This window comes from Kitasatospora sp. NPDC091276 (assembly GCF_040684355.1).
Taxonomy (GTDB): Bacteria; Actinomycetota; Actinomycetes; order Streptomycetales; family Streptomycetaceae; genus Kitasatospora.
The window spans coordinates 155,004-176,402 of record NZ_JBFBFU010000012.1 but is presented as its reverse complement, the minus strand read 5'-3'; the positions used below and the strand labels follow the sequence as shown (position 1 = coordinate 176,402).

19 protein-coding genes are annotated in these 21,399 nt (G+C 73.6%); 6 read left to right on the top strand and 13 right to left on the bottom strand.

Annotated elements, in window-relative coordinates; genetic code table 11:
• Window positions 1-105 precede the first annotated feature (105 nt).
• From AB0O19_RS17465 to AB0O19_RS17455, 3 genes are all read right to left on the bottom strand, one after another.
• Window positions 106-1,419 carry a deoxyguanosinetriphosphate triphosphohydrolase gene (locus AB0O19_RS17465; protein ID WP_363620334.1) on the bottom strand — a complete coding sequence of 438 codons (1,314 nt, stop codon included), beginning with the start codon at window positions 1,417-1,419 and terminating at the stop codon, window positions 106-108.
• A gap of 175 nt (window positions 1,420-1,594) precedes the next feature.
• Complete coding sequence (locus AB0O19_RS17460; protein ID WP_363620333.1) at window positions 1,595-2,560, bottom strand: SGNH/GDSL hydrolase family protein; 966 nt, start codon at window positions 2,558-2,560, stop codon at window positions 1,595-1,597.
• 207 nt (window positions 2,561-2,767) lie between these two features.
• Complete coding sequence (locus AB0O19_RS17455; protein WP_363586327.1) at window positions 2,768-3,712, bottom strand: PAC2 family protein; 945 nt, start codon at window positions 3,710-3,712, stop codon at window positions 2,768-2,770.
• 645 nt (window positions 3,713-4,357) lie between these two features.
• Here AB0O19_RS17455 and AB0O19_RS17450 point away from each other — a divergent pair.
• Complete coding sequence (locus AB0O19_RS17450; RefSeq protein WP_363586328.1) at window positions 4,358-5,086, top strand: GNAT family protein; 729 nt, start codon at window positions 4,358-4,360, stop codon at window positions 5,084-5,086.
• A gap of 16 nt (window positions 5,087-5,102) precedes the next feature.
• Here AB0O19_RS17450 and AB0O19_RS17445 read toward each other — a convergent pair whose 3' ends face one another.
• Window positions 5,103-6,362 carry an ADP-ribosylglycohydrolase family protein gene (locus AB0O19_RS17445; RefSeq protein ID WP_363620332.1) on the bottom strand — a complete coding sequence of 420 codons (1,260 nt, stop codon included), beginning with the start codon at window positions 6,360-6,362 and terminating at the stop codon, window positions 5,103-5,105.
• A 90-nt stretch (window positions 6,363-6,452) separates the two neighbouring features.
• On the opposite strand from AB0O19_RS17445, the gene AB0O19_RS17440 reads away from it, so the two are divergent.
• Window positions 6,453-7,469: a hypothetical protein gene (locus AB0O19_RS17440; RefSeq protein WP_363620330.1), complete on the top strand. Its 1,017-nt coding sequence runs from the start codon at window positions 6,453-6,455 to the stop codon at window positions 7,467-7,469.
• Window positions 7,470-7,499: 30 nt separating this feature from the next.
• Here the strand turns inward: AB0O19_RS17440 and AB0O19_RS17435 are convergent, their stop codons facing one another.
• The 6 genes from AB0O19_RS17435 to AB0O19_RS17410 form a co-directional block, all read right to left on the bottom strand.
• On the bottom strand, window positions 7,500-8,015 hold the full coding sequence (locus AB0O19_RS17435) for a ribonuclease (RefSeq protein WP_363586331.1): 516 nt from the start codon (window positions 8,013-8,015) through the stop codon (window positions 7,500-7,502).
• Window positions 8,016-8,286: 271 nt separating this feature from the next.
• Window positions 8,287-10,995 (bottom strand): pyruvate, phosphate dikinase, encoded by a 2,709-nt coding sequence (gene ppdK / locus AB0O19_RS17430; protein ID WP_363586332.1) that lies wholly within the window; start codon window positions 10,993-10,995, stop codon window positions 8,287-8,289.
• Window positions 10,996-11,559: 564 nt separating this feature from the next.
• Window positions 11,560-12,729, bottom strand: a complete 1,170-nt coding sequence (dusB, locus tag AB0O19_RS17425) for a tRNA dihydrouridine synthase DusB (protein ID WP_363586333.1) — start codon at window positions 12,727-12,729, stop codon at window positions 11,560-11,562.
• Between the two features lie 117 nt (window positions 12,730-12,846).
• Window positions 12,847-13,635 carry a DUF4097 family beta strand repeat-containing protein gene (locus AB0O19_RS17420; RefSeq protein WP_363620328.1) on the bottom strand — a complete coding sequence of 263 codons (789 nt, stop codon included), beginning with the start codon at window positions 13,633-13,635 and terminating at the stop codon, window positions 12,847-12,849.
• A 2-nt stretch (window positions 13,636-13,637) separates the two neighbouring features.
• Window positions 13,638-14,282, bottom strand: coding sequence for a response regulator transcription factor (locus tag AB0O19_RS17415; protein WP_363620326.1), 645 nt, complete (start codon window positions 14,280-14,282; stop codon window positions 13,638-13,640).
• Window positions 14,270-15,496 (bottom strand): sensor histidine kinase, encoded by a 1,227-nt coding sequence (locus AB0O19_RS17410; RefSeq protein ID WP_363620324.1) that lies wholly within the window; start codon window positions 15,494-15,496, stop codon window positions 14,270-14,272. The genes AB0O19_RS17415 and AB0O19_RS17410 overlap by 13 nt, the downstream gene beginning before the upstream one ends.
• A gap of 135 nt (window positions 15,497-15,631) precedes the next feature.
• On the opposite strand from AB0O19_RS17410, the gene AB0O19_RS17405 reads away from it, so the two are divergent.
• Together AB0O19_RS17405 and AB0O19_RS17400 are read left to right on the top strand one after the other, a co-directional pair.
• Window positions 15,632-16,276, top strand: a complete 645-nt coding sequence (locus tag AB0O19_RS17405; RefSeq protein ID WP_363620322.1) for a hypothetical protein — start codon at window positions 15,632-15,634, stop codon at window positions 16,274-16,276.
• Window positions 16,273-16,659 carry a hypothetical protein gene (locus AB0O19_RS17400; protein WP_363620320.1) on the top strand — a complete coding sequence of 129 codons (387 nt, stop codon included), beginning with the start codon at window positions 16,273-16,275 and terminating at the stop codon, window positions 16,657-16,659. Before AB0O19_RS17405 ends, AB0O19_RS17400 begins: the two co-directional genes overlap by 4 nt.
• Before the next feature lie 16 nt (window positions 16,660-16,675).
• On the opposite strand, the gene AB0O19_RS17395 is transcribed toward AB0O19_RS17400, so the two are convergent.
• A complete protein-coding gene (locus AB0O19_RS17395; protein WP_363620318.1) occupies window positions 16,676-17,587 on the bottom strand; it encodes a helix-turn-helix transcriptional regulator in 912 nt (303 codons plus the stop codon).
• A gap of 213 nt (window positions 17,588-17,800) precedes the next feature.
• Here AB0O19_RS17395 and AB0O19_RS17390 point away from each other — a divergent pair, with 213 nt between their 5' ends.
• Window positions 17,801-19,159 (top strand): MFS transporter, encoded by a 1,359-nt coding sequence (locus AB0O19_RS17390; RefSeq protein WP_363620426.1) that lies wholly within the window; start codon window positions 17,801-17,803, stop codon window positions 19,157-19,159.
• Between the two features lie 220 nt (window positions 19,160-19,379).
• Here the strand turns inward: AB0O19_RS17390 and AB0O19_RS17385 are convergent, their stop codons facing one another.
• Window positions 19,380-19,970, bottom strand: coding sequence for an alpha/beta hydrolase (locus AB0O19_RS17385; RefSeq protein ID WP_363586340.1), 591 nt, complete (start codon window positions 19,968-19,970; stop codon window positions 19,380-19,382).
• Window positions 19,971-20,008: 38 nt separating this feature from the next.
• Complete coding sequence (locus AB0O19_RS17380; RefSeq protein WP_363620316.1) at window positions 20,009-20,956, bottom strand: phosphatidylinositol-specific phospholipase C; 948 nt, start codon at window positions 20,954-20,956, stop codon at window positions 20,009-20,011.
• A gap of 206 nt (window positions 20,957-21,162) precedes the next feature.
• Between AB0O19_RS17380 and AB0O19_RS17375 the strand changes: the two genes are divergently transcribed.
• On the top strand, window positions 21,163-21,396 hold the full coding sequence (locus AB0O19_RS17375; protein ID WP_363620314.1) for a hypothetical protein: 234 nt from the start codon (window positions 21,163-21,165) through the stop codon (window positions 21,394-21,396).
• The last annotated feature ends 3 nt before the right edge of the window (window positions 21,397-21,399 follow it).

Below are 21,399 nucleotides of genomic sequence, written 5' to 3'. Positions count from 1 at the left end.
GTTTCCCGGCGGTCCGGTCGCGCCGGGACCGGCCCGCCGCGCGCGGTCGGGCGCCGGGCGGTTGCGCCTGGGCGGTCGGACGCCGGGCGCCGGGGCCGCGGGCGGTCAGGCCCAGGCGGCGCCGACGAGCCTGGCGTGCAGGGCGAGGGCGGAGGCGTCGGTGAGGGTGGCGATCTGGTCGATGACCGCGCGCAGGGCGGCCCGGTCGTCCTCGGCCTCGCGGTAGAGCGCGCCGAACACCGGGTCCAGGCCCTCGGGGGCGCGCTGGGTGAGCACGTACGCCAGCTCGGCGATCACGATCCGCTGGCGGGCCCGCAGCTGGGCCTGCTCGTCGCGCTGCATCACGAAGCGGACGGCGACCGCCTTGAGCACCGCGACCTCCAGCCGGACGCCCCGCGGCACCACCAGCTCGGCCGTGTACCGGGTGAGCCGGCCGGGGCCGTAGCGGGCCCGGGTGGCCTGCTCGGCAGCCAGGCAGAAGCGGCCGATCAGCTGGCTGGTGAGGTCCTTCAGCCCGGCCCGGGCGCGGGCCGTGCCGTCGTACTCCTGGGGCCACCGGTCCTGGGCGAGCAGCCGGTCGAGGGCGGCGGCCAGCTCCTCCGGCTCGGCGTCCGGGGCGTAGCGCTCGGCGACCTTGAAGAGTTCGGCCCGCTCGCTCGGCGCCCGCAGCGCGGCCGGGTCGATGTGGCCGGCCTGGAGGCCGTCCTCGACGTCGTGGGTCGAGTACGCGACGTCGTCGGACCAGTCCATGACGGTGGCCTCGAAGCACTTGCGCCCGGCCGGGGAGCCGGCCCGCAGCCAGCGGAACACCGGCAGGTCGTCGGCGTAGACGCCGTACTTGGGCGAGGCCGGGTCGGTGGGGTGGGCGCCGCGCGTCCACGGGTACTTGGTGGCGGCGTCGAGGGCGGCGCGGGTCAGGTTGAGGCCGACGCTGCGGCCGGGCCAGGGGGCGAGCCGAGCGGCGGGGTGCTCACCCTCCGGGGCGAAGCGCTTGGGTTCGAGCCGGGTGAGGATGCGCAGCGACTGCGCGTTGCCCTCGAAGCCGCCGCAGGCCTCGGCGGCCTGGTCGAGCGCTTCCTCGCCGGTGTGGCCGAACGGCGGGTGGCCGATGTCGTGGGCCAGGCAGCCGGCCTCCACGAGGTCCGGGTCGCAGCCCAGGGCGGCGCCCAACTCCCGCCCCACCTGGGCGCATTCGAGGGAGTGGGTGAGCCGGGTGCGGGGGAAGTCGCTGCGCATCGGGGCGACCACCTGGGTGGTGCCGGCCAGCCGCCGCAGCGCCGCCGAGTGCAGCACCCGGGCGCGGTCGCGCTGGAACGCCGTGCGGCCGGGGCGCTTGTCCGGTTCGGGGACCCAGCGGGCCTCGGCGGCGTGGTCGTACGGGAGCGGGGCGGCGGCGAGGCGGTGCGCGGTGTCATCCATATGCCCCTCACGGTACGCCGCGCCCCCGACAGCCGGGGTGTGCCGCGCACGAAGGGGCGTGGGCCGGAGCGTGAATCCTGCGGTACGCGCTGATGTCCGCCCCGGCCCCGGTGACGCGCCGGTGGCCGCGCCGGCCCGCCGGGCGCCGCCTGCGGTCCGACCCCGGCCTCCGGCCTCAGCCGCGGACGGCCTTGAGGACGACGGCGGCCACCGCCTCCTGCCCCTTGGCGTTGGGGTGGATCGCCGCCAGGCCCGGGGCCGGGAAGGGCGGTTCGACCCAGCGGGTGGCCTCGCCCGCGCACATGTCGTGCCCGGCCGAGGGGGCGGCCGCGTCCACGAACACCGCGCCCGCGCCCGCCGCCCGCCGCTTGAGCATGCTGTTGAGCTGCTGCTCCTTCTCCGAGAGGAAGCCCAGGTCCCCGGCCGCGACCGCCTTGCCCAGCACCGACCGGCAGCTCGCCGGGTCGGCCGGGAGCAGCGTCGGGTACCCGATCACGTAGACCCGGGCCTGCGGGGAGCGGTGCTTGATGTCCTGCAGGATCCTGCCGAGTTGCTCACCGGCCGCGTCGACCTTGCGCTGCACCTCGTCCGTCCCGCCGGAGGCGTAGTGCTCGCGGCAGGGCGAGGAGGCGCGGGTGGCGCCGACGATGCCCTTCACCGCGTCCACCAGGTTCTCCTTGGCGCACTCCTTGACGACCTCCATGAAGCCCGCGTCGTTGCCGCCGATGCCGACCGTCACCAGGCGGGTGGCCGAGGTCAGCGCGTCCAGCTGGGGCGGGTTGGTGCCGTGGTCGGTCTCCTGGGCGCCGGTCAGATCCCCGGTGCGGGCGCCGCTGCAACTGACGTCCTGGAACTGGCCGGCCGGCAGCCCGAGCCCCTTCGCCACCAGGGACGGGTAGTTGACCCCCGAGCGGGAGCAGCCCTTCGGCTCGCCCACCTGCGGGGCGATCTTCAGGCCGGCGGTGTACGAGTCGCCGAGGGCCACGTACGGGCCGTTCGGCGGCGGCGTGGACTTGGCGTTCTTGGCGGGCAGCGCGCCCGCGAAGCCCTCCGTCCCGCCGTCCGGGGCGGTGCACCCGGCGAGCAGCAGCGCGGCGAGCCCGGCCGTCAGGGCGACGGCCGGGCGGATGGTCCTGGACATGGTCGTGGGCATGGCATCCCCCCGGGGGATAGGCGTCACGGGCAGCTCCGTACGGCGGCGCGTCCCCCGACGCCGCCACCACCAACGAACGGGGCCCGCGAATGACTCCCGTGGCTCCCGGCTGCCGCAGACCCGGCCGGTTCCCGCCCCTACGGGGCCGATTCCGCGCCGGACCGACTCCCGGCCCGGACCTGTTCCGCGCCGGGCCTACTCCGCGCCGCGCTCGTGCTCGGCCAGGAACTGCTCGAAGCGCCGCCCCAGCTCGTCCGCCGACGGCAGGTCCACCGGCTCGGCCAGCAGGCTCTCCCGACCCTCCGCCCCCGCCACCGCGTCGTACTGGCCCTCCATGCCGCGGATCGCCGAGCGCAACTCGCCGTCCCCGTGCGCCAGCTGCTCCTCGATGTCGGCGTACACCTCGCCGACCCGCTCGCGCAGCCGGGTGCCCGGCAACACCAGGCCGGTCGCGGACTGCACCGCCTCCAGGATCAGCACGGCGGCCGCCGGGTACTCCGAGCGTGCCACGTAGTGCGGGACGTGCACGGCGAAGCCCAGCACGTCGTGCCCGGCCTCGGCCAGGCGGTACTCCAGCAGCGCCTGGGCGCTGCCCGGGACCTGCGCCTGCTCGAACCACTGCGGGTAGCCGGCCGCCAGGTCGAGCCGGTTGCCGTGCGGGGTCAGGCCGACCGGGCGGGTGTGCGGCACGCCCATCGGGATGCCGTGGAAGTCCACCGCCAGCCGGACCTCGAAGCGCTCCACCAGCTCGCGGACGGCGCCGGCGAAGCGCTCCCACTCGACGTCCGGCTCGGGGCCGGTGAGCAGCAGGAACGGCGCGCCGGCGCCGTCGCGGACGAGCTGGAGCAGGATCTCCGGCGGCTCGTAGGACGCCCACTGGTCCCGGTCGAAGACCATCGCCGGGCGGCGCGCCCGGTAGTCGACCAGGCGGTCGTGGTCGAAACGGGCCACCACCTGCGGCGAGCCCGTCTCCAGCAGGTGGGCCACCACCTGGCCGCCGGCCTCGCCGGCGTCCATGAAGCCCTCGAAGTGCTGGAGCAGCACGAGGCCCGCACCGGTGTCGCGCAGCTCCGCGGTGGCCGCGGCCACCGCGGCCACGCCCTGCTGATCCAGCTCGTACAGCGCCTGGAAGTCACGCACCGCGCACCCAACCCCGTTCTCTACTCGTCACGACGTACCGGCTTCTCGTCCTCTCCAGCGTGCCGGGCGCCGCCGGAATTCCCGACCCGCCCGGCGGCGGGTCCGGCGGCCTCTCCGGACCGCTCCGGACCATGATCGCACCCGGGTGGAAAGCCCCTGGTCACGGGTGTTCAACGGCCCGTCCGGGGGCGGGTCGCAGCGGCCCGCACCGCCATTCGCGTGCCGGGAAGTGACGCACCGCCTTCTGGCGGGTATCGTCCTCTCGCTGCCTCGCATCGTCGCGTCGTCGTCACGTCGTCCCGTAACGCCGTCGGCCACGTCCCGGACCGGTGCTCGGCCAGCCCACACGACGCATCTTGCCTTCATCTGGCCGCCTGTTTCCTTCGCGCTCCCGTTTCCTCATCGGCCATCTCGCGGACGCACACTGTCCCCTCGCTCATCCCCGCCGGACCGGTCCGTGGACCCGAGTCCGTTCCGGCACCGCGCTGCCCGCCTCCGGGCCGCCGCCCCCGCCCCGCCCGACCGGCTCTCCGGCGTGCGCGGGTACCGGCGGGCGTGCTCCGGGGCCGGGGCGACTGTCCCTGCCTCCCGAGCCGTACCCCGGCACGGTAGGCACCCTCCGACCGATGAAGGACCGAAGGTTCCGTGCCCGTACCTGTCATCCTCACCGGCCGCACCGTGCGGCTGGAGCCCCTCGCCGCGCACCATGCCTCGGCCATCGCCGAGGCCGGCGCCGAGGACCGTACGACCTACGCCTTCACGCCCGTCCCGCACGGCCTCGAAGCGGCCCGCGACTACATCGCGCGCGCCCTCGCCGACCAGGCCGCGGGCCGGTCGCTGCCGTTCGCGACGGTGAACGTGGCGGACGGCCGGGTCGTCGGCTCCACCCGATTCCTGGAACTCGACTACTGGCGGGGGCCGATGGTCTGGCCACCGGTGCCCGGGGTGCCGTTCGGCGACCCGGCCACGGCCGTCCCGGACGCCGCCGAGATCGGCAACACCTGGCTCTCGCCGCGCGCCCAGGGCACCGGCATCAACACCGAGGCCAAGCTGCTGATGCTGCGCCACGCCTTCGAGACCTGGGGGGTGCAGCGGATCTCGCTGCGCGCCGACGCCCGCAACCAGCGCTCGCGCACCGCCATCGAGCGGCTCGGCGCCACCTCCGAGGGCGTCCGCCGGGCCCACTCGCGCGGGCTCGACGGGGTGGTGCGCTCGACCGCGTTCTACTCGATCCTCGACGACGAGTGGCCCGCGGTGCGGGACATCATCGAGCTGCGGATCGCCGCCGCCACCTCGCCCAGCGCCCCGGATCCGGCGATCAACCAGGAGTGCCTTAGACACGGCGGCGGTCCCGGGCACCTGATCACGGCCTGAAACGGTCCGAAGGGGGCTACGGCCGCCACCCGTAGCCCCTGGCGGCCAGGCCGAGGACCCGTGCGAGGAGCTCCGGATCGGCAGCTCCCCGGAAGCGGTCGGGGTGCGCCTCGGCCAGCGCCGACCCGGGTCGCCAGCCGCCGCGCACCGGGGTGACCCGGACGCTCCAGATCTCGAAGCCGGTCCAGCTGCGGTGCAGGCGCAGCACGCCCTCGGCAGTGTGGGACACCCACTTGTCCTCCATCTCCCGGGGGCGCAGCCCGGCCCGGATCCGCTGCCACTCCTCGTCCGTCCAGACCACGTCAGGCACCGGGCAGGCGCGGGGCAGCAGCATGGGCTTCAGGCGGCCCTCCCTCTCCGGGGCGGGCCGGACGCCGCCCGGCTCGGGGAACGCCCACCCGGGCAGCGGTTCGCGGGCGCCCAGCCAGGCGGCCGGAATGCCCTCGGTCCCGGTGTGTGCGGCGACCACTCCCCCGGTGATCGCGGCCACCGTGTCCATGTCGCCGCCGGCCGCGACCGCCTCCCGGACGGCGGCCGGATAGTCGCTCAGGTGCCGGGCGGCGCACCACAGGGCGTACGGGACGGTGTCGACGGCGGACGTCCGGCTGCCGTTGCCCAGGATCTCGGCGGCGGCCCTCGGGTCCGGTTCGGCGAGCAGCTGGACCGCCTCGGTGAGGCCGTCACGGACGGCGCCGTAAGGGGTGAGGGAGATCACCGCCTCCAGGAAGGACTCCGGCGTCATCGCCTCGGTGCGCGCCCGCACCGCGTACGCGGCGGCCACCGCGACCGCGATGGCGCCGTCCACCGCCTGCGGGTGGGTGTGGGTGATCACGGCGGTGTCGGCGGCGGGCCGGACCGCGGCGGCCGGGTCCTCGGCGTACGCCGCCCCCAGCGGGGCGACCCGCATCGCGGCACCGTTGCCGTACGAGCCCTGGCCGTCGAAGAGTTCGGCCGCCAGGGCCTTCGCGTCACCGCCCTCCCGGACCAGCCGCAGCATCCGGTTGGCGGCCGGACCGTACCCGCGGTCGAAGTCGTGGCGCCGGGCGAAGGCGTGGGTGAGGTCGAAGGTGTCGATCGTGCCGCGTTCGGTGTGCGCGGCGTACACCGAGCACGCCATCTCGGTGTCGTCGGTCCACGGCCAGGGGCCGGGCGGGTCGGTGCGGGCGGCGAAATGGGCGGCGGCGGTGGCCGGGACGAAGAGCTGTGCACCGTAGGCATCGCCTACCGAAAGGCCGTTGAGCGCGTCGAGCGCGGGGCCGGTGGGTGGAGTCGTCATATGGCCCTCAGCTCAGTGGTTCGACCGGCGCTCCGTCAACCTCATTCTCGTGGGCTCCCCCGACGAGCGATGTTTCGCATACATCCGATCATGGTGGGCAGCACCCGGGGCATGACCCGCGTGAACCCGCTCGACCCCGTCGTGCTGCTCGGCGCCGACCAGCAGCACATCGTCACCCGGGCGCAACTGCGCCGGCTCGGCGTGCCGTCCGGCACCATCGCCCACCGGCTGCGCCCCGACGGGCCCTGGCAACAGGTGCTGCCCCGGGTGATCTGCCTGCGGTCCGGCCGATTGACGGCGCATCAACGGCTGCGCGCCGCGCTGGCGTACGCGAGCCCCAAGGGGCGGGCGCCGCAGGCCGGGGAGGTGCTGCTGACCGGGGACGCGGTGCTGGCCGACGCGGGGCTGCCGAGCGCCGGACACCCGGCCGACCTGGCCCGGATCGACGTCCTGATTCCCGCCCAACGCCGGGTCCGCGACCGCGAGTTCGTCCGGATCCACCGGTCGGCCGGGCCGCTGCCGGGCGGCTTCGAGCGGGACGACGGGCTGTGGAGCACCACCGTCGCCCGGGCGCTGGCCGACCTCGCGCCGGGCGAGACCGGGCAGCGCCGGTTCCGGGCGCTGTGCGCGGAGGCCGTCCAGCGGCGGCACTGCGAACTCGGCGAGCTGCTGGACCACTTGCTGGCCCGGCCGGGCGCGCTCGGACTGCCGCAGGTGGCCCGGGTGGTGGAGGACCTCACCGCCGGAGTGCGGTCGGTGGTGGAGGGCGAGGCCCGCGAACTCCTCGCGCACGCGGGCCTGCCCGAGCCGCTGTGGAACCCGGTGCTCTTCCTGGACGGCCGCTTCCTCGCCGTCCCGGACGCCTACTGGCCGCACGCCTGCGTGGCGTTGGAGATCGACTCCCGCGCCTGGCACCTGCGCCCCGCCGACCACGAACGCGGCCCGGCCCGCGCCAACCGGCTGACCGCCGTCGGGCTCCCCGTGGTCCGCACCACCCCGGTCCGGCTCCGGCGCGACCCCGTCCCGGTGTTCCACGAGCTGACCGCCCTCCTCACCACCGGCCCGCACGGCCCCCACCGCCGGATCAGCTGGCGCCGGGCCCGGTGAGGGGTGCGGGGTGTCACGCGGCTCGGGGTGTCAGCAGCGCGGATCGATCTCCTGGAAGGTCCCGTAGTGGTCCGGCGACCAGTACTGCTCGCCGGAGCCGCCGGTGACCACGCGGCGGGTGCCGCGGTCGTTGGAGCCCGGGGTGACCACGGTGAACTCGTGGTAGTAGCCGCCGGACTTCTTCGGCAGGCGGCTCTCGCGGTTCTCGAAGACGATGCCGTCGCGGTTGTACGGGTACGGGCCGTTCTTGGCGATCAGGCCGAGGGTGTCCTGGGCCTGGCTGGGGAGCTTGCTGCGGCAGACGTCGGCGAGCGCCGGGTCGGCGGGCACCCAGGTGCCGCTCGGGGCAGGGGTGCCGCCGGCGGGCGGGGACGGCTTGGGGGCCGAGGACTTGGGGGCCGAGGCGCCCGCCGAGGTGGCGGTGGAGCTCGCGGCGGCCTTGGGGTGGCTGCTGCCGCCCTTGCCGGCGAGCAGGTACCCGATGCCGGCGACGAGGGCCAGGATCAGGACGGCCACGACGACGAGCGGGCTTTTACGTCTGGTCATGCGCCCCAGCTTGGCAGGCCCGCGGGCGCCGCCCGGCCAGCTACACACGTGGCCGCCGCCACATCCGGCCGACCGGGGACGGACGGCCGGGCACAGACGGGCAGCCGGGCACAGACGGACGGCCGGGCGGGGACGGACGCCATTGTCCGTTCCCGCCCGGCCGTCGTTACGTACGCCGGTTCTCCTGCGCCGAGCTCCGGTGTACGCCCTCCCGACGGGGAGGGAAGCGGTCAGTCCGGCCCGCGGCCGAGGAGGGGATGCCTACCCTCTCTCAGCGCGGGTCGCTGCCCGCCGTCTCGATGGCGGCGCGGCCTGCCTCCAGGCGCGCCACCGGGATCCGGAAGGGGGAGCAGGAGACGTAGTCCAGCCCCACCTCGTGGAAGAAGTGGACCGAGTCCGGGTCGCCGCCGTGCTCGCCGCAGACGCCGAGCTTGAGGTCGGGGCGGGTGGCCCGGCCGGCCTCGACGGCGTGCTTGACGAGCGCGCCGACGCCGTCGCGGTCGATGGTCTCGAACGGGGAGACCCCGAAGATGCCCTTCTCCAGGTACGCGGTGAAGAACGAGGCCTCCACGTCGTCCCGGGAGAAGCCCCACACGGTCTGGGTGAGGTCGTTGGTGCCGAAGGAGAAGAACTCGGCGGCCTCGGCGATCTGACCGGCGGTGACCGCGGCGCGCGGCAGCTCGATCATGGTGCCGAGCTTGATGTCCAGCTGCACGCCGGTGGACTGGGCGACCTCGGCGAGCACGCGCTCGCACTCGTCGCGGACCAGCTCCAGCTCCTGGACGGTGCCGACCAGCGGGATCATCACCTCGGGGCGCGGGTCCCCGCCGGCCAGCCGGCGCTCGGCGGCGGCCTCGGCGATGGCACGGACCTGCATGCCGAACAGGCCGGGGATGACCAGGCCGAGGCGGACGCCGCGCAGGCCCAGCATCGGGTTCTGCTCGTGCAGCTTGTGCACCGCCTGGAGCAGGCGCAGATCGTTCTCGTTCGGGTCCTTGCGGGCCTCGGCGAGGGCGACGCGCACCGACAGCTCGGTGATGTCCGGCAGGAACTCGTGCAGCGGCGGGTCGAGCAGCCGGACGGTGACGGGCAGGCCGTCCATGGCCTGGAAGAGCTCCAGGAAGTCGCCCTTCTGCAACGGCAGCAGGGTGGAGAGGGCGAGCTCGCGGTCCTTGTCGTTGTCCGCCAGGATCAGGTGCTCGACCTCCTTGCGGCGCTCCTCGCCGAGGAACATGTGCTCGGTGCGGCACAGGCCGATGCCCTGGGCCCCGTAGCGGCGGGCGCGCCCGCCGTCCTCGGCGTTGTCGGCGTTGGCGCGCACGGCGAGCCGGCGGCGGACGTCGGCGTGCGCCATCAGCCGGTGGACGGCCTGGACGAGCCCGCCCTGGACGTCGGCGCCGGCGTGCAGGGTGCCCTCGAAGTACTCGACGACGGGGGACGGCAGGACGGGGACCTCGCCGAGGTAGACCTTGCCGGTGGCGCCGTCGATGGAGACGACGTCGCCCTCCTCCAGCACCAGGCCGCCGGCGGTGGTCATCCGGCGGCGCTTGGTGTCGACCTCCAGCTCCTCGGCGCCGCAGACGCAGGTCTTGCCCATGCCGCGGGCGACGACGGCGGCGTGCGAGGTCTTGCCGCCGCGCGAGGTGAGGATGCCCTCGGCGGCGATCATGCCGTCCAGGTCGTCCGGGTTGGTCTCGCGGCGGACCAGGATGACCTTCTCGCCGGAACGGGACCACTTGACGGCGGTGTAGGAGTCGAACACGATCTTGCCGATGGCGGCACCGGGCGAGGCGGCGAGGCCCCAGGCGATCTGCTGGGACTCGGCGTTCGGGGCGAAGCGCGGGAACATCAGCTGCGAGAGCTGGCCGCCGGTGACCCGCATGAGGGCCTCGTCCAGGTCGATCAGGCCCTGGTCGACCAGCTGGACGGCGATCCGGAAGGCCGCGGCGGCGGTGCGCTTGCCGACGCGGGTCTGCAGCATCCAGAGCTTGCCGCGCTCGATGGTGAACTCGATGTCGCAGAGGTCGCGGTAGTGGTTCTCGAGCGTCTGCATGATCGTCATCAGCTCGTCGTACGACTTCTTGTCGAGCTTCTCCAGCTCGGCCAGCGGCAGGGTGTTGCGGATGCCGGCGACGACGTCCTCGCCCTGGGCGTTGGACAGGTAGTCGCCGTAGACGCCCTGGGCACCGGTGGAGGGGTCGCGGGTGAAGGCGACACCGGTGCCGGAGTCCTCGCCGAGGTTGCCGAAGACCATGCTGCAGACGTTGACCGCGGTGCCGAGGTCGTTCGGGATGCGCTCCTGCCGGCGGTACAGGCGGGCGCGGTCGCCGTTCCAGGAGTGGAAGACGGCGTGGATGGCGAGGTCCATCTGCGCGCGCGGGTCCTGCGGGAAGGCCCGGCCGGTCTCGCGCTCGACGATGCCCTTGAACACCTCGACGAGCGCCCGGAGGTCGGAAGCGTCCAGGTCCAGGTCGTTGGCGGTGCCCTTGGCGTGCTTGGCCTCGTCCAGGGCCTCCTCGAACAGCTCACCGTCGACGCCCAGCACGGTCTTGCCGAACATCTGGACCAGGCGGCGGTAGGAGTCCCAGGCGAAGCGCTCGTTGCCGGACTGGGCGACGAGACCGACCACCGAGGCGTCCGAGAGGCCGATGTTCAGGACGGTGTCCATCATGCCGGGCATGGAGAACTTCGCGCCCGAGCGCACCGACACCAGCAGCGGGTTGTCGGGCTGGCCGAGCTTCTTGCCCATCTCCTGCTCGAGCGCGTCCAGGTGGGCGCTGATCTCCTGGTGCAGCGAGGCCGGCTCGCTGCCGGTCTCCAGGAAGACCTTGCAGGCCTCGGTGGTGATGGTGAACCCCGGAGGGACGGGGAGGCCAAGGTTGGTCATCTCGGCCAGGTTCGCGCCCTTGCCGCCGAGAAGGTCCTTGAGGTCCTTGTTTCCTTCAGTGAAGGAGTAAACAAACTTCTGCTGGGACGGCACGGGTCGGTCTCCTCGTACGCGGTTGCCCTGACGCCGGAGAACATACCCATTTCGAAGGTTCTTCTCTGCCCCGAATGGGCCGTACGAGGCCGGTACCCGGGGGTAACCCGATAGATCGAATGCACATAAAGGCGTTCACCTCTGTTGGTGAAATCGTCCGGATGACGCTAGCCAACCTTCAAGTCTTGAACGAATAGAAACACGAAGATCGCATGATTCGGACGCTGGGTAGCGGTCGCGGGTCGCCCGCGTTGCCCCGGCTTGATTTCCTGCACTCGGATCGGCCGATCACCGGCCCACCGGCTTCGGGAAGCGATTCACAGTCGACCTGTCCATTTCGTCCACTGACCCGCCGTCAGGCGCCACCGCATGTGGCAAGCGTCACCAGCGCATCTCACCGGTCGAACGTAGTCCACCTCCGCCGATCGTCGCACTCCGTCCAGAAACGTGCCCGTTCCGTGACATCGGATCGCCGAAAAGGAGCCCTCCTGTCCAGATTGGACAAGAGGGCTGGGACCGAGTGGCGATCGGCCCCTGGGGGCCAATTTCGCCATTATGGACAGGTCATCCGCCAGAGGTGTCCGATTCGGCATCAGCCCCCGGTCGGGCGCAGTCGTACGGATCGTCCAACCACCCCTCGGGCAGCACCACCCGGTTGTTGCCGGCGGTGCGCCCGCGCGGCCCGTCCGCACCCGCCGGCCAGGCCTGGGACTGCTCCACCAGGGCGAGGGTTCCGGCCAGCTCGACCAGGGAGGAGGAGTTGGCGAGCTTCACCCGCAGCTCCGAGCCGACCGAGAAGCCCTTGGTGTACCAGGCGACGTGCTTGCGGAAGTCGATCACGCCGCGCGCCTCGTCGCCGATCCACTCGCCGAGCAGCTGCGCGTGCCGCACCATGGCCCGCGCCACGTAGCCGAAGTCCGGACGGGCGTAGTCGACCTCGCCCTCGAAGATCGAGACCAGGTCCCTGAACAGCCACGGCCGGCCCAGGCAGCCGCGGCCCACCACGACGCCGTCGCAGCCGGTCTCCCGCATCATCCGCAGCGCGTCGTCCGCCGACCAGATGTCCCCGTTGCCCAGCACCGGGACGTGCGCCGGAACGGACTCGCGCAGCCGGGCGATCGCCGACCAGTCGGCCGTCCCGCCGTAGTGCTGGGCGGCGGTGCGCCCGTGCAGGGCGATCGCGGCCACGCCCTCCTCGGCGCCGATCCGGCCGGCGTCCAGGTAGGTGAGGTGGTCGTCGTCGATGCCCTTGCGCATCTTCATGGTGACCGGCAGGTCGCCCGCGTTGGCCACGGCCTCGCGCAGGATCTCGCGCAGCAGGTTGCGCTTGTACGGCAGCGCCGAGCCGCCGCCCTTGCGGGTCACCTTGGGGACGGGGCAGCCGAAGTTGAGGTCGATGTGGTCGGCCAGGCCCTCGTCCGCGATCATCCGGGCGGCCTTGCCGACCGTCACCGGGTCCACGCCGTACAGCTGGATCGAGCGCGGCTTCTCGCTGGCGTCGAACTTGATCAGCTGCATGGTCTTGGCATTGCGCTCGACCAGGGCCCGGGTGGTGATCATCTCGGAGACGTACAGGCCCTTGCCGCCGCTCTGCTCGCGGCAGAGCGTGCGGAACGGCGCGTTGGTGATGCCGGCCATCGGCGCCAGCACGACGGGCGGCCACACCCGGATCGGGCCGATGTCCAGCGGCGCGAACTCGGCGTCGGGCGCGGTGGGTGCGGGCGTGGCAGTCATGCGCGGCTGACCTCGGGGCAGGGGAACGGGACTCTCCATTGTCCCCCACTCGGGTCAGCCCCTGTTTCCGGGCCGCTCCGGGCCGCTCCGGGCCTCCCCAGGGCCCTCCGGGCCTCTCTAGGCCGGGTCGATCGTGATCGAGCCCGAGGTGACCGAGCCGTGGATCCGGTTCGGACTGGCCGGGTCCGCCAGGCTCGGGTCGATGTGGCGGCTGCCGCTGCCGACCTCGCCGCTGAAGGCGTAGTGGGAGTCCTGCGGCAGAGCCAGCTTCACCGAGCCCGACCCGCTCCTGGTGTCCACCGACCGCGGCGCCCTGGAGAAGGCCAGGTCGACCGCCCCCGAGGTGGTCTCCGCGTACACCTGCTCCGAGCTCAGGCCGGTGCCCTGCACCATCCCGGAGGTGGCGTGCGCGTACACCTGCCCGGACGTGCCGGTCAGTTTCAGCTCGCCCGAGGTGAGGTCCATCCGGACGCCGCCGCTCAGGCCGTCCACCTCGACGCTGCCCGAGCTCACCTGCCCCGACACGTCGGTACCGGCCGGCACCTCCAGCTCGATCTGGGCACCGCAGCCGAAGTCGGCGAACGGCAGGAACTTCCGGCACTCCATGCCGACCGTGAGCACGTCGCCGTCGAAGGTGGTCGACACCGACGGCTTGCGCACCATCCAGTCCAGGTTCTGCCGGACCACCACCCGGCCGTCGCGGCCCGCCCTGATCCGCACCGAGGCGCTGCCGGTGTCCAGCCGGAGCTTGTGGATGACGACGTTGTACGGCTGCGTCGAGGTCGTCTGCTGCTGCACCACCATCGCCCAGGTCTGCATCCCGGCGCCGATCATGACGACCGCGATCGCGAGCGTGCCGGTGGTCCGCCAGGCCTTCCGCCCCCACGCCTTCGTCGGTCCGCCCACGACTACCCGACCTCCAGGAACCGCAGCACCGCCAGCACCCGGCGGTGGCTGTCGTCGGCCGGCGGCAGGTCGAGCTTGGTGAAGATCGAGTTGATGTGCTTGGCCACCGCGCTGTCGCTGACCACCAGGGCGGCCGCGATCGCGGCGTTGGAGCGGCCCTCCGCCATCAGGCCGAGCACGTCCCGCTCGCGCGGGGTCAACTTCTCCAGCGGGTCCCGGTGGCGGCGCACCAGCAGCTGGGCCACCACCTCCGGGTCCAGCGCGGTGCCGCCCGCGGCGACCCGCTGCAGCGCCTCCACGAAGTCGTCCACGTTGGCCACCCGCTGCTTGAGCAGGTAGCCGACGCCGCTGGTGTTGGTGGCCAGCAGGTCGGCGGCGTAGCGCTCCTCCACGTACTGGGAGAGCAGCAGCACGGCGACCTCCGGCCACTGCCGGCGGATCATCAGCGCGGCCTTCACACCCTCGTCGGTGAAGCCCGGAGGCATCCGGACGTCCGCCACCACCACCTTCGGGCGGTGCTCCTCGACGGCCGCCAGCAACTCGGTGGCGTCCCCGACGGCGGCGGCGACCTCGAAGCCCACCGCCTCCAGGACCTTGACCAGGCCGACCCTCAGCAGGACCGAGTCCTCGGCGATCACAGCGCGCACGGCAACTCCACGGTGATGGTGGTGGGGCCCCCGAGGGGGCTGAGAACGGACAGTGTGCCGTCGACCGAGGCGGCGCGCTTGCGCAGGCCGGTCAGCCCGGTGCCGCGCGAGGCGTCCGCGCCGCCCACGCCGTCGTCGCTGATGACCAGGCGCAGCCGGCCGCCGACCGTCCGCACCGAGAGGTCGACCCGCTGGGCGCGGGCGTGCTTGGCCACGTTGGTCAGGGCCTCGGAGACGGTGAAGTAGGCGACCGCCTCGACGGTCGGGGCGACCGGCTCGGCGAGGTGGACGTCCAGGCGCACCGGCAGCGGGGCGCGGGCCGCGATGCCGGACAGCGCCGCGTCCAGGCCGCGGTCCTCCAGGACCGCCGGGTGCAGGCCGCGGACCAGGTCGCGCAGCTCGTCGATGGCCGCCTGCGCCTCCTCGTGCGCGTCCACGATCACCTGCATGACCTCGGGCGGGACGTCCTTGAGGGTGCGCCGGGCCAGGCCCAGGTTCATCGCGAGGGAGGTCAGGCGCTGCTGGGCACCGTCGTGCAGGTCCCGCTCGATCCGGCGGCGCTCGGCGTCCACCACGTCGACCAGCCCGGCCCGGCTCTCGGCGATCTCCTCGACCCGCCGCTCCAGCGCCTCCGCCCGGTTGGGGCCGAGCAGCAACTGGGCCGTGCGCACCTCCAGCCAGGCCGCCAGCGCCGCCAGCCAGGGCATCACGGCCAGCAGCAGCACCCCGGCGACCGTGATCACCACGTCCAGCCCGGCCAGCTCCGAGCGCAGCGGGCTGCCGACGGGCATCAGCCAGACCCAGCCGTACACGCTGGCCATCACCACGCCGGCGCCCCAGGCGTACAGCACCACCAGCGCGCCCGCCGCCAGCAGCGGGCCGGCCAGCAGGTGGTGGACGCTCTGGCGCCAGGTCAGCCCCAGCAGCAGCCGGCCCGGCAGCCAGGCCCACGGCTCGCCCGGGCGCGGCGGCGACACCTCCACCCCGCGCAGGGCGCGCAGCCGGCCGCGCTGGGCGGCGGTGAGCGGGCGCGTGCAGATGAGGACCAGGGCCGTCATCGGGAAGAGCAGCTTGGACTCGGTGACGGCCAGCCAGACCGGCAGGGCCATCGGGAGGCCGGCGGCTATGAAGCGGGTGTCCCGCCAGGCCTCGGGCGACCACGGGGGGCGCCGAAGGCTCCTGACGAGCGCTCGGCGCAACGTGGTGGAGGGCATGACCGACAGCGTAGGGCGCGATGATCAACGGCCACCATGAAGGGGGGCTCACGGTCGGGGTGTATCTAGGTACACCCCGGATTCGGAGCACGGCACCACCGACAGCGGCCCATGATCGACGGGAAGCTGGACGGCATGACGAGCACCGCATCGCACTCCGCCACCCCGCCGCCCCGGCGGCCCGTCCCCGGGAGCCACGGGGGTGTTCCCGGGGACGCGCTCCGCCGGACGGCGGGGCCGGAGGGGACGCTGCCGGTCGGGGCCGGGCCCTGGTCGGTCCGCAGCCTGGTCGGCCGCCGCGGCCGGGCCGCGCTGGAGGTGTACCAGGACGGCGAGTTGGCCGATGTCCTGGTCGCCGCCCGGCTCACCCCGCAGCTGCTGCGCGGTGCTCGGCGCAGCCCGGCGGGCGGGCGGGCGCACCACGTGCTCGCCTGGGGCCGGCTGGCGGCCGACGGGGGTGCGCCCGCGGTGGCGTTCACCGCCGGGCGGCTGGCCGGGCCGCTCCGGTCCGTGCGGTCGCTCGGGTCCGTGCGGTCGTTCCCGTCCGTGCGGTCGCTCGGGTCCGTGCGGTCGCTCTGGTCGGCCGGGCCGTTCCGGTTCGAGCGACCGGCCGTCGGCGCCGAGGTGGTCACGGTCGCCGGGCGGTTCTGGCTCGCCTGGGCCGAGGGCCCGTACGCCGGGGTGCTGGTCCGGCACCCCGGCGGGGACACCACCGAGCGGCAGCCGCTGGAGCGGGTGCGGCGCCGGGGCGAGGCCGCGGTCGTCGGAGGGGCCGCATGAGCACCGCCGTCCTCGCCGGCCGCCCGGCCGCCGCCCTCGTCCTGCCCGCCCGCTTCGAGCGGGTGCCGGTCGTGGCCGCCGTCGCGCTGCTGCCCTGGCTCGCGGTCCTCGCCGCCTGCCACGAGACCCCGTGGGTGGTGCTCGACCTGCTGGAGTTCTCCGCGCTGCTCTCGCTCGACGCCCTGCTGCGCCGGCGCAGCGCCGCCGCCGGCTGGGCCGGCGGAGCGGTGGCCCTGCTGCTCGCGGGGGACGCACTGGTCGACATCGCCTGCGCCGGCCCGGGCCACGCGGTGCTCGCCGCCCTGGTGATGGCGCTCGGCGTAGAACTGCCGCTCGCGGTGGTGTGCGTGCTGCTCGGGCGTGCCGTCCTCACCCCCCGCTAGAAGCCGTCGGGCAGGGCTAGAAGCTGCTGGGCAACCGGTTCATCAGCGCGCGGGTCTCCTCGTCCAGCGGGGTGTACGTGATCATCCGCGTCCCGAGTCGGGGGCCGAGCCAGAAGCTGGTGTACTCGCAGCGCAGCAGCCCGACGCCCGGCACCTGGAACCGCTTGATCCCGTTGCTCGGCCCCATCACCTCGTGCCGCTGCCAGACCTCCGCGAAGTCCGGCGAGGTCTTGAGCAGCCGGGCCAGCAGTGCCTTCCAGGCGGGCTCCGCGCTGTGGTCGGCCATCGCGGCACGGAACCGGGCCACCATGCCGAGGCGTTCGGTCCGGTAGTCGATCAGCACCTCGCGGAACCGCGAGGGGGTGAACGCCATCCACATCAAGTTGCGGTCCTCGGGCGGAAGTTCGTTGAGATCGCCGACGATCGCGGTGTACTGGGCGTTGTACGCGAGCACGTCGTAGCGGGGGTTGACGGCCACGGCCGGGTACGGCGCCATCTGCTCCAGCACCAGCCGCACGCTCTGGGTGACCGAGGGGCACTCCTTCACCGGCGCCGGATCCTCCGCGCCGGCCAGGGTGAACAGGTGCGCGCGCTCGCTCGGGTCCAGCAGCAGGGCGCGGGAGACCGCGTCCAGCACCTGGGTGGACACCTGGATGTCGCGCCCCTGCTCCAACCACGTGTACCAGGTCACCCCGACGGCGGCGAGCTGCGCGACCTCCTCGCGGCGCAGCCCCGGCGTGCGGCGGCGGCCGGTCGGGGGCAGGCCCACCTGGTCGGGCGCGATCCGCTCGCGGCGGCTGCGCAGGAAGGCCGCCAGGTCGTGCCGGCGGGCGTCGTCGGGGGTGGTCCGGGCTTGCGTCGCCGAGGTGGTCCGGGCTTGCGCGACCGAGGCGGACCGGGCTTGCGCGGCCGGGGTGGTGAGGCTCATGGTTCCTAGCATGCGCCAGCCCGGAGCCTGTTGCCAGGTACTTCTTATACCTGGATAACCACACTCTGGTACCAGGGTACGGCCAGGCGGATCGTAGGACCCGTGACCCAACAACTCGCCGTCGCCCCCGACCCGGTCCGCACCGCCACCACCCCCGGCGCCGCGACCGCGACCGCCGCCCGCACCGCTGCCCCCTCCCTCGGCACCGCCGGGCTGGTCACCGTCCTGCTCGGGGCCTTCCTGCCGATGCTCGACTTCTTCATCGTCAACGTCGCGCTCCCCACCATCGACCACGACCTGGCCGCCGGGCCCGCCGTCCTCGAACTCGTCGCCGCCGGCTACGGCATCGCCTTCGCCGTCCTGCTCGTCCTCGGCGGGCGCCTCGGCGACATCTTCGGCCGCCGCCGGCTCTTCGTCGTCGGCGCCGCCACCTTCGCCCTCACCTCGCTCGCCTGCGGCCTCGCCCCCGGCGCCTGGACGCTGGTCGCCGCCCGCGCCGCCCAGGGCGCCTCCGCCGCGCTGCTGATCCCGCAGGTCCTCGGCACCATCACCGCCGCCACCGACGGCGCCCGGCGCGGCCGCGCCCTCAGCATCTACGGCGCCGTCGGCGGCATCTCCGTGGTGATCGGGCAGGTGCTCGGCGGCATGCTCGTCGCCGCCGACCTGTTCGGCACCGGCTGGCGCTCCGTCTTCCTGCTCAACGTGCCGTTCGCGCTGCTCGCCCTGGTCCTCGCCGTCCGCTACGTCCCGGAGAGCCGGGCCACCCGGGCCGCCCGGGTCGACGTGCCCGGCACCGTCCTGCTCACCGCCTCGCTGCTCGCCCTGCTCGTCCCGCTGATGGAGGGCCGCGCCGCCGGCTGGCCGCTCTGGTCCTGGGTGCTGCTCGGGCTGTTCCCCGTCCTCGCCGCCGCCTTCGTCCTGGTCGAACGCCGGGCGGAGCGGCGCGGCGCCACCCCGCTGGTGCCGCCGTCCCTGCTGCGCATCCCCGAGATGCGGCGCGGCCTCGGCATCGCCCTGCCCTACTTCGCCGGCTTCGGCGGCTTCATGTTCGTCATCGCCGTCGCCCTCCAGCAGGGCCTGCACCTCGGTCCGGTCGCGGCCGGCTGGGCGCTCGTCCCGATGGCCGTCGGCTACTTCACCGCCTCGCTCTCCGGCCCCCGCCTGATCGGCCGCTACGGCAGCCGGGTACTGAGCGCGGGCGCCGTCATCCAGGCCGCCGGCCTGGCCACCCTCGCCGTCACCGTCCTCGCCGACTGGTCGCACTTCTCCCCGCTGCGGATGGCGCCCGGCGTCGCCCTCGCCGGCATCGGACAGGGCCTGATCGGCACCCCGCTGTTCCGCGTCGTCCTCGCCAAGGTGCCCGCCGCCCGGGCCGGCGTCGGCAGCGGCGTCCTGGCCACCGGCCAGCAGTCCAGCCTCGCCCTCGGCGTCGCCACCCTCGGCACCCTCTACCTGTCGCTCTCCCCCAGCCTCGGCATGGACCGCGCCCTCGCCCTCTGCCTGGGCCTCCAGCTCATCGGCTCCTTCGTCATCCTGTACCTGACCACCCGCCTCCCCCGCTCCATCGGCTGAGCCGACCGGCCCCACGGGCCACGGCGACGGCAACGGCCCCGCGATCGACACCCGATCGCGGGGCCGCCGCCACGTCGCGCCAAGGTCCTGCACCGCCCGGACACCGGCGGACCCGCCCTCACCTGCGACACCCCGGCCAGCACCACCGACACCGAAGAGCAACCCGCCGCCTGGGCCGCCCACCCCGGTTCGGCGTCCGCCGACCGGCTCCGGGCGCTCTCTAGACGTCGAGCGAGCCGACGAAGCGGTCCAGCCGCGAGACGACCTGCCGCAGCACCCCGGCCGACCCCACGGGATCATCCGCCAGCTCAAGGGAGTGATCCGCCGAGGGCACTTCCAGGACCTCGTGCCCCACCGACCCGGCGACCTGTCGATCCCACAGCTGGTCGGCGCTCCCGCCGACCAGGAGCGTCGGCGCTTCGGATCGGCGCAGCGAGCGGGCCACCTGGTCGAGGGTCAGGACGGGCGTCAGCCAGGCCGCCGCCATCCCCCGATCGGCTGCGATGCCACAGGCGAGCGAGCCCAAGGACTTGCCGACCAGGAGACCGCAGGCCCCCTCCTCCGCGGCGACGGCCCGGCCGACCTGCCGCTCGACCCATGCGATCCGGTCGTCCACGGTGAACCGGGAGAAGTCGCCCGGGACCTGCCACCACAACTCCTGCACCGTCCAGCCGTGTTGGAGGAGCACGGCGCGGGCGAAGTGGAGCAACGGCCTGGCGGGCGAGTAACCGACTCCGGGAATGACGAGTGCGACACGGGCAGGGTCACCGTCGAAACGATTCGGGACCGCGAAGGGTGAGGGATCAGGCATGCCGGCAGGCTACCCAGCGGTCGGGTCGGCGGCCCCGGTCAGCGGCCGATGAAGTTCTTGTCGATGAGCAGTTGCAGGACGTCGGTGTGGAAGTCGGGGAAGTCCATCGGGACGATGCCGAAGTGGGCGGCCTGTTGGCGGCGGGCGTTCAGGTAGTCGCGGACGGGGGGCATGATGGCGGCCGCGTTGACCTTGGGCCAGCCGCCGTTGGCGTAGCTCGTGAAGTTCACGTACATCCGCGGGGAGCCCTGGTCGAGGAAGGCATGGTCGAACCAGTCGACGACGGCCTGGGACTTGGCGGCGAGGCTGATGCCCTGGAAGGTGTCCTGGGTCGCGAACCAGGTGTTGGTGCCACTGGACCACTGGATGACGGACCACGGGTTGGCGAAGTCGGCGGCGAGGACGACGCGGCCGCGGGCCTGGCCGAGGGTGGGCCACGAGGGGTCGGTCCAGAACAGGCCCCGGTAGCCGAGGCCGTCCAGGTAGTGGTTGATCCGGCGCTGGAACTCGGTGTCGTCGAGCCGGTTCCCGCCCGCGTACTCGTTCCTGACCCGCATGACCAGGGCCTCGCGCGGGTTGGTGGCGAGGAAGGAGCGGCACTGGTCGAGGACGTCCTGGAGCCGGACGTACTGGTAGTTGTCGCTGTGGTAGATGCCGAGTTCGTCAGCCGTCCCCGCGAGTCCGTTGCAGCGGATGTCGAGGAAGCGGATGCCGCGCTGGAGTTGCTCGGGCAGGCCCCAGTTCTGGGTGTGGGACCACTCGGTGCCGTGCATCGGGTCGGTGCAGCAGGAGTCGTGGGTGCCGGGGATCGTCAGGGCGGTCAGCGGCGTGGCGTCGCCCAGGGCGCTCATCCAGGCGGACGGGCTGACGGCTGCGGCGGGTGCCGCCGCTGCTGCTGCCGCGTCCGGGCTGAACGCGGCGGCGGCCAGGAGGGCGCCGCCGGCACCGGCTCCCCAGCGCAGGACGTCACGACGGGTGGGGCTCATACGGACTCCTCACATCGACATCTGGAAGGGGGAGTTGTCATGCCCCCTCCCCGATCTGCTCGATGGGACGGGCCCCGAAACCCGTGGCGCGCGGCACGAGAAGTCGGTCTGGTCGACTTCTCGTGCGGCGGGTCAGGTGGAACTGACCCTTCCGTGGAGATGGTTCGTCATGGGACGATCCAGGACCGGGGGAAAGGTGAGACCTCATGACCTTCGTCATCGCGTTCCTGGTCTCACTCGTGGCCGCCATCATCGGCACGACCGTCCTCCTGGGCCGCCGAGAGCGGGCCCGCAGCGGCCACTCGGACGACACCGAGGGGCTGCTGATCGAACACCAGCGAACCGCGCACGCCGCCCAACTGCGCGGGACCTACTCCAGCCAGGCCGTCCACCACGGCACCGGACTGATCAGCGACGACCTGCACAAGCACTACTCCTAGGCC

Excerpts from the sequence above, each read along its gene's own strand:
- AB0O19_RS17465 (WP_363620334.1), bottom strand. The coding sequence starts at position 1,419 with ATGGATGACACCGCGCACCGCCTCGCCGCCGCCCCGCTCCCGTACGAC.
- AB0O19_RS17460 (WP_363620333.1), bottom strand. The coding sequence starts at position 2,560 with ATGTCCAGGACCATCCGCCCGGCCGTCGCCCTGACGGCCGGGCTCGCC.
- AB0O19_RS17445 (WP_363620332.1), bottom strand. The coding sequence starts at position 6,362 with ATGACGACTCCACCCACCGGCCCCGCGCTCGACGCGCTCAACGGCCTT.
- AB0O19_RS17440 (WP_363620330.1), top strand. The coding sequence starts at position 6,453 with ATGGTGGGCAGCACCCGGGGCATGACCCGCGTGAACCCGCTCGACCCC.
- AB0O19_RS17435 (WP_363586331.1), bottom strand. The coding sequence starts at position 8,015 with ATGACCAGACGTAAAAGCCCGCTCGTCGTCGTGGCCGTCCTGATCCTG.
- dusB (WP_363586333.1), bottom strand. The coding sequence starts at position 12,729 with ATGACTGCCACGCCCGCACCCACCGCGCCCGACGCCGAGTTCGCGCCG.
- AB0O19_RS17410 (WP_363620324.1), bottom strand. The coding sequence starts at position 15,496 with ATGCCCTCCACCACGTTGCGCCGAGCGCTCGTCAGGAGCCTTCGGCGC.
- AB0O19_RS17405 (WP_363620322.1), top strand. The coding sequence starts at position 15,632 with ATGACGAGCACCGCATCGCACTCCGCCACCCCGCCGCCCCGGCGGCCC.
- AB0O19_RS17400 (WP_363620320.1), top strand. The coding sequence starts at position 16,273 with ATGAGCACCGCCGTCCTCGCCGGCCGCCCGGCCGCCGCCCTCGTCCTG.
- AB0O19_RS17395 (WP_363620318.1), bottom strand. The coding sequence starts at position 17,587 with ATGAGCCTCACCACCCCGGCCGCGCAAGCCCGGTCCGCCTCGGTCGCG.
- AB0O19_RS17385 (WP_363586340.1), bottom strand. The coding sequence starts at position 19,970 with ATGCCTGATCCCTCACCCTTCGCGGTCCCGAATCGTTTCGACGGTGAC.
- AB0O19_RS17380 (WP_363620316.1), bottom strand. The coding sequence starts at position 20,956 with ATGAGCCCCACCCGTCGTGACGTCCTGCGCTGGGGAGCCGGTGCCGGC.
- AB0O19_RS17375 (WP_363620314.1), top strand. The coding sequence starts at position 21,163 with ATGACCTTCGTCATCGCGTTCCTGGTCTCACTCGTGGCCGCCATCATC.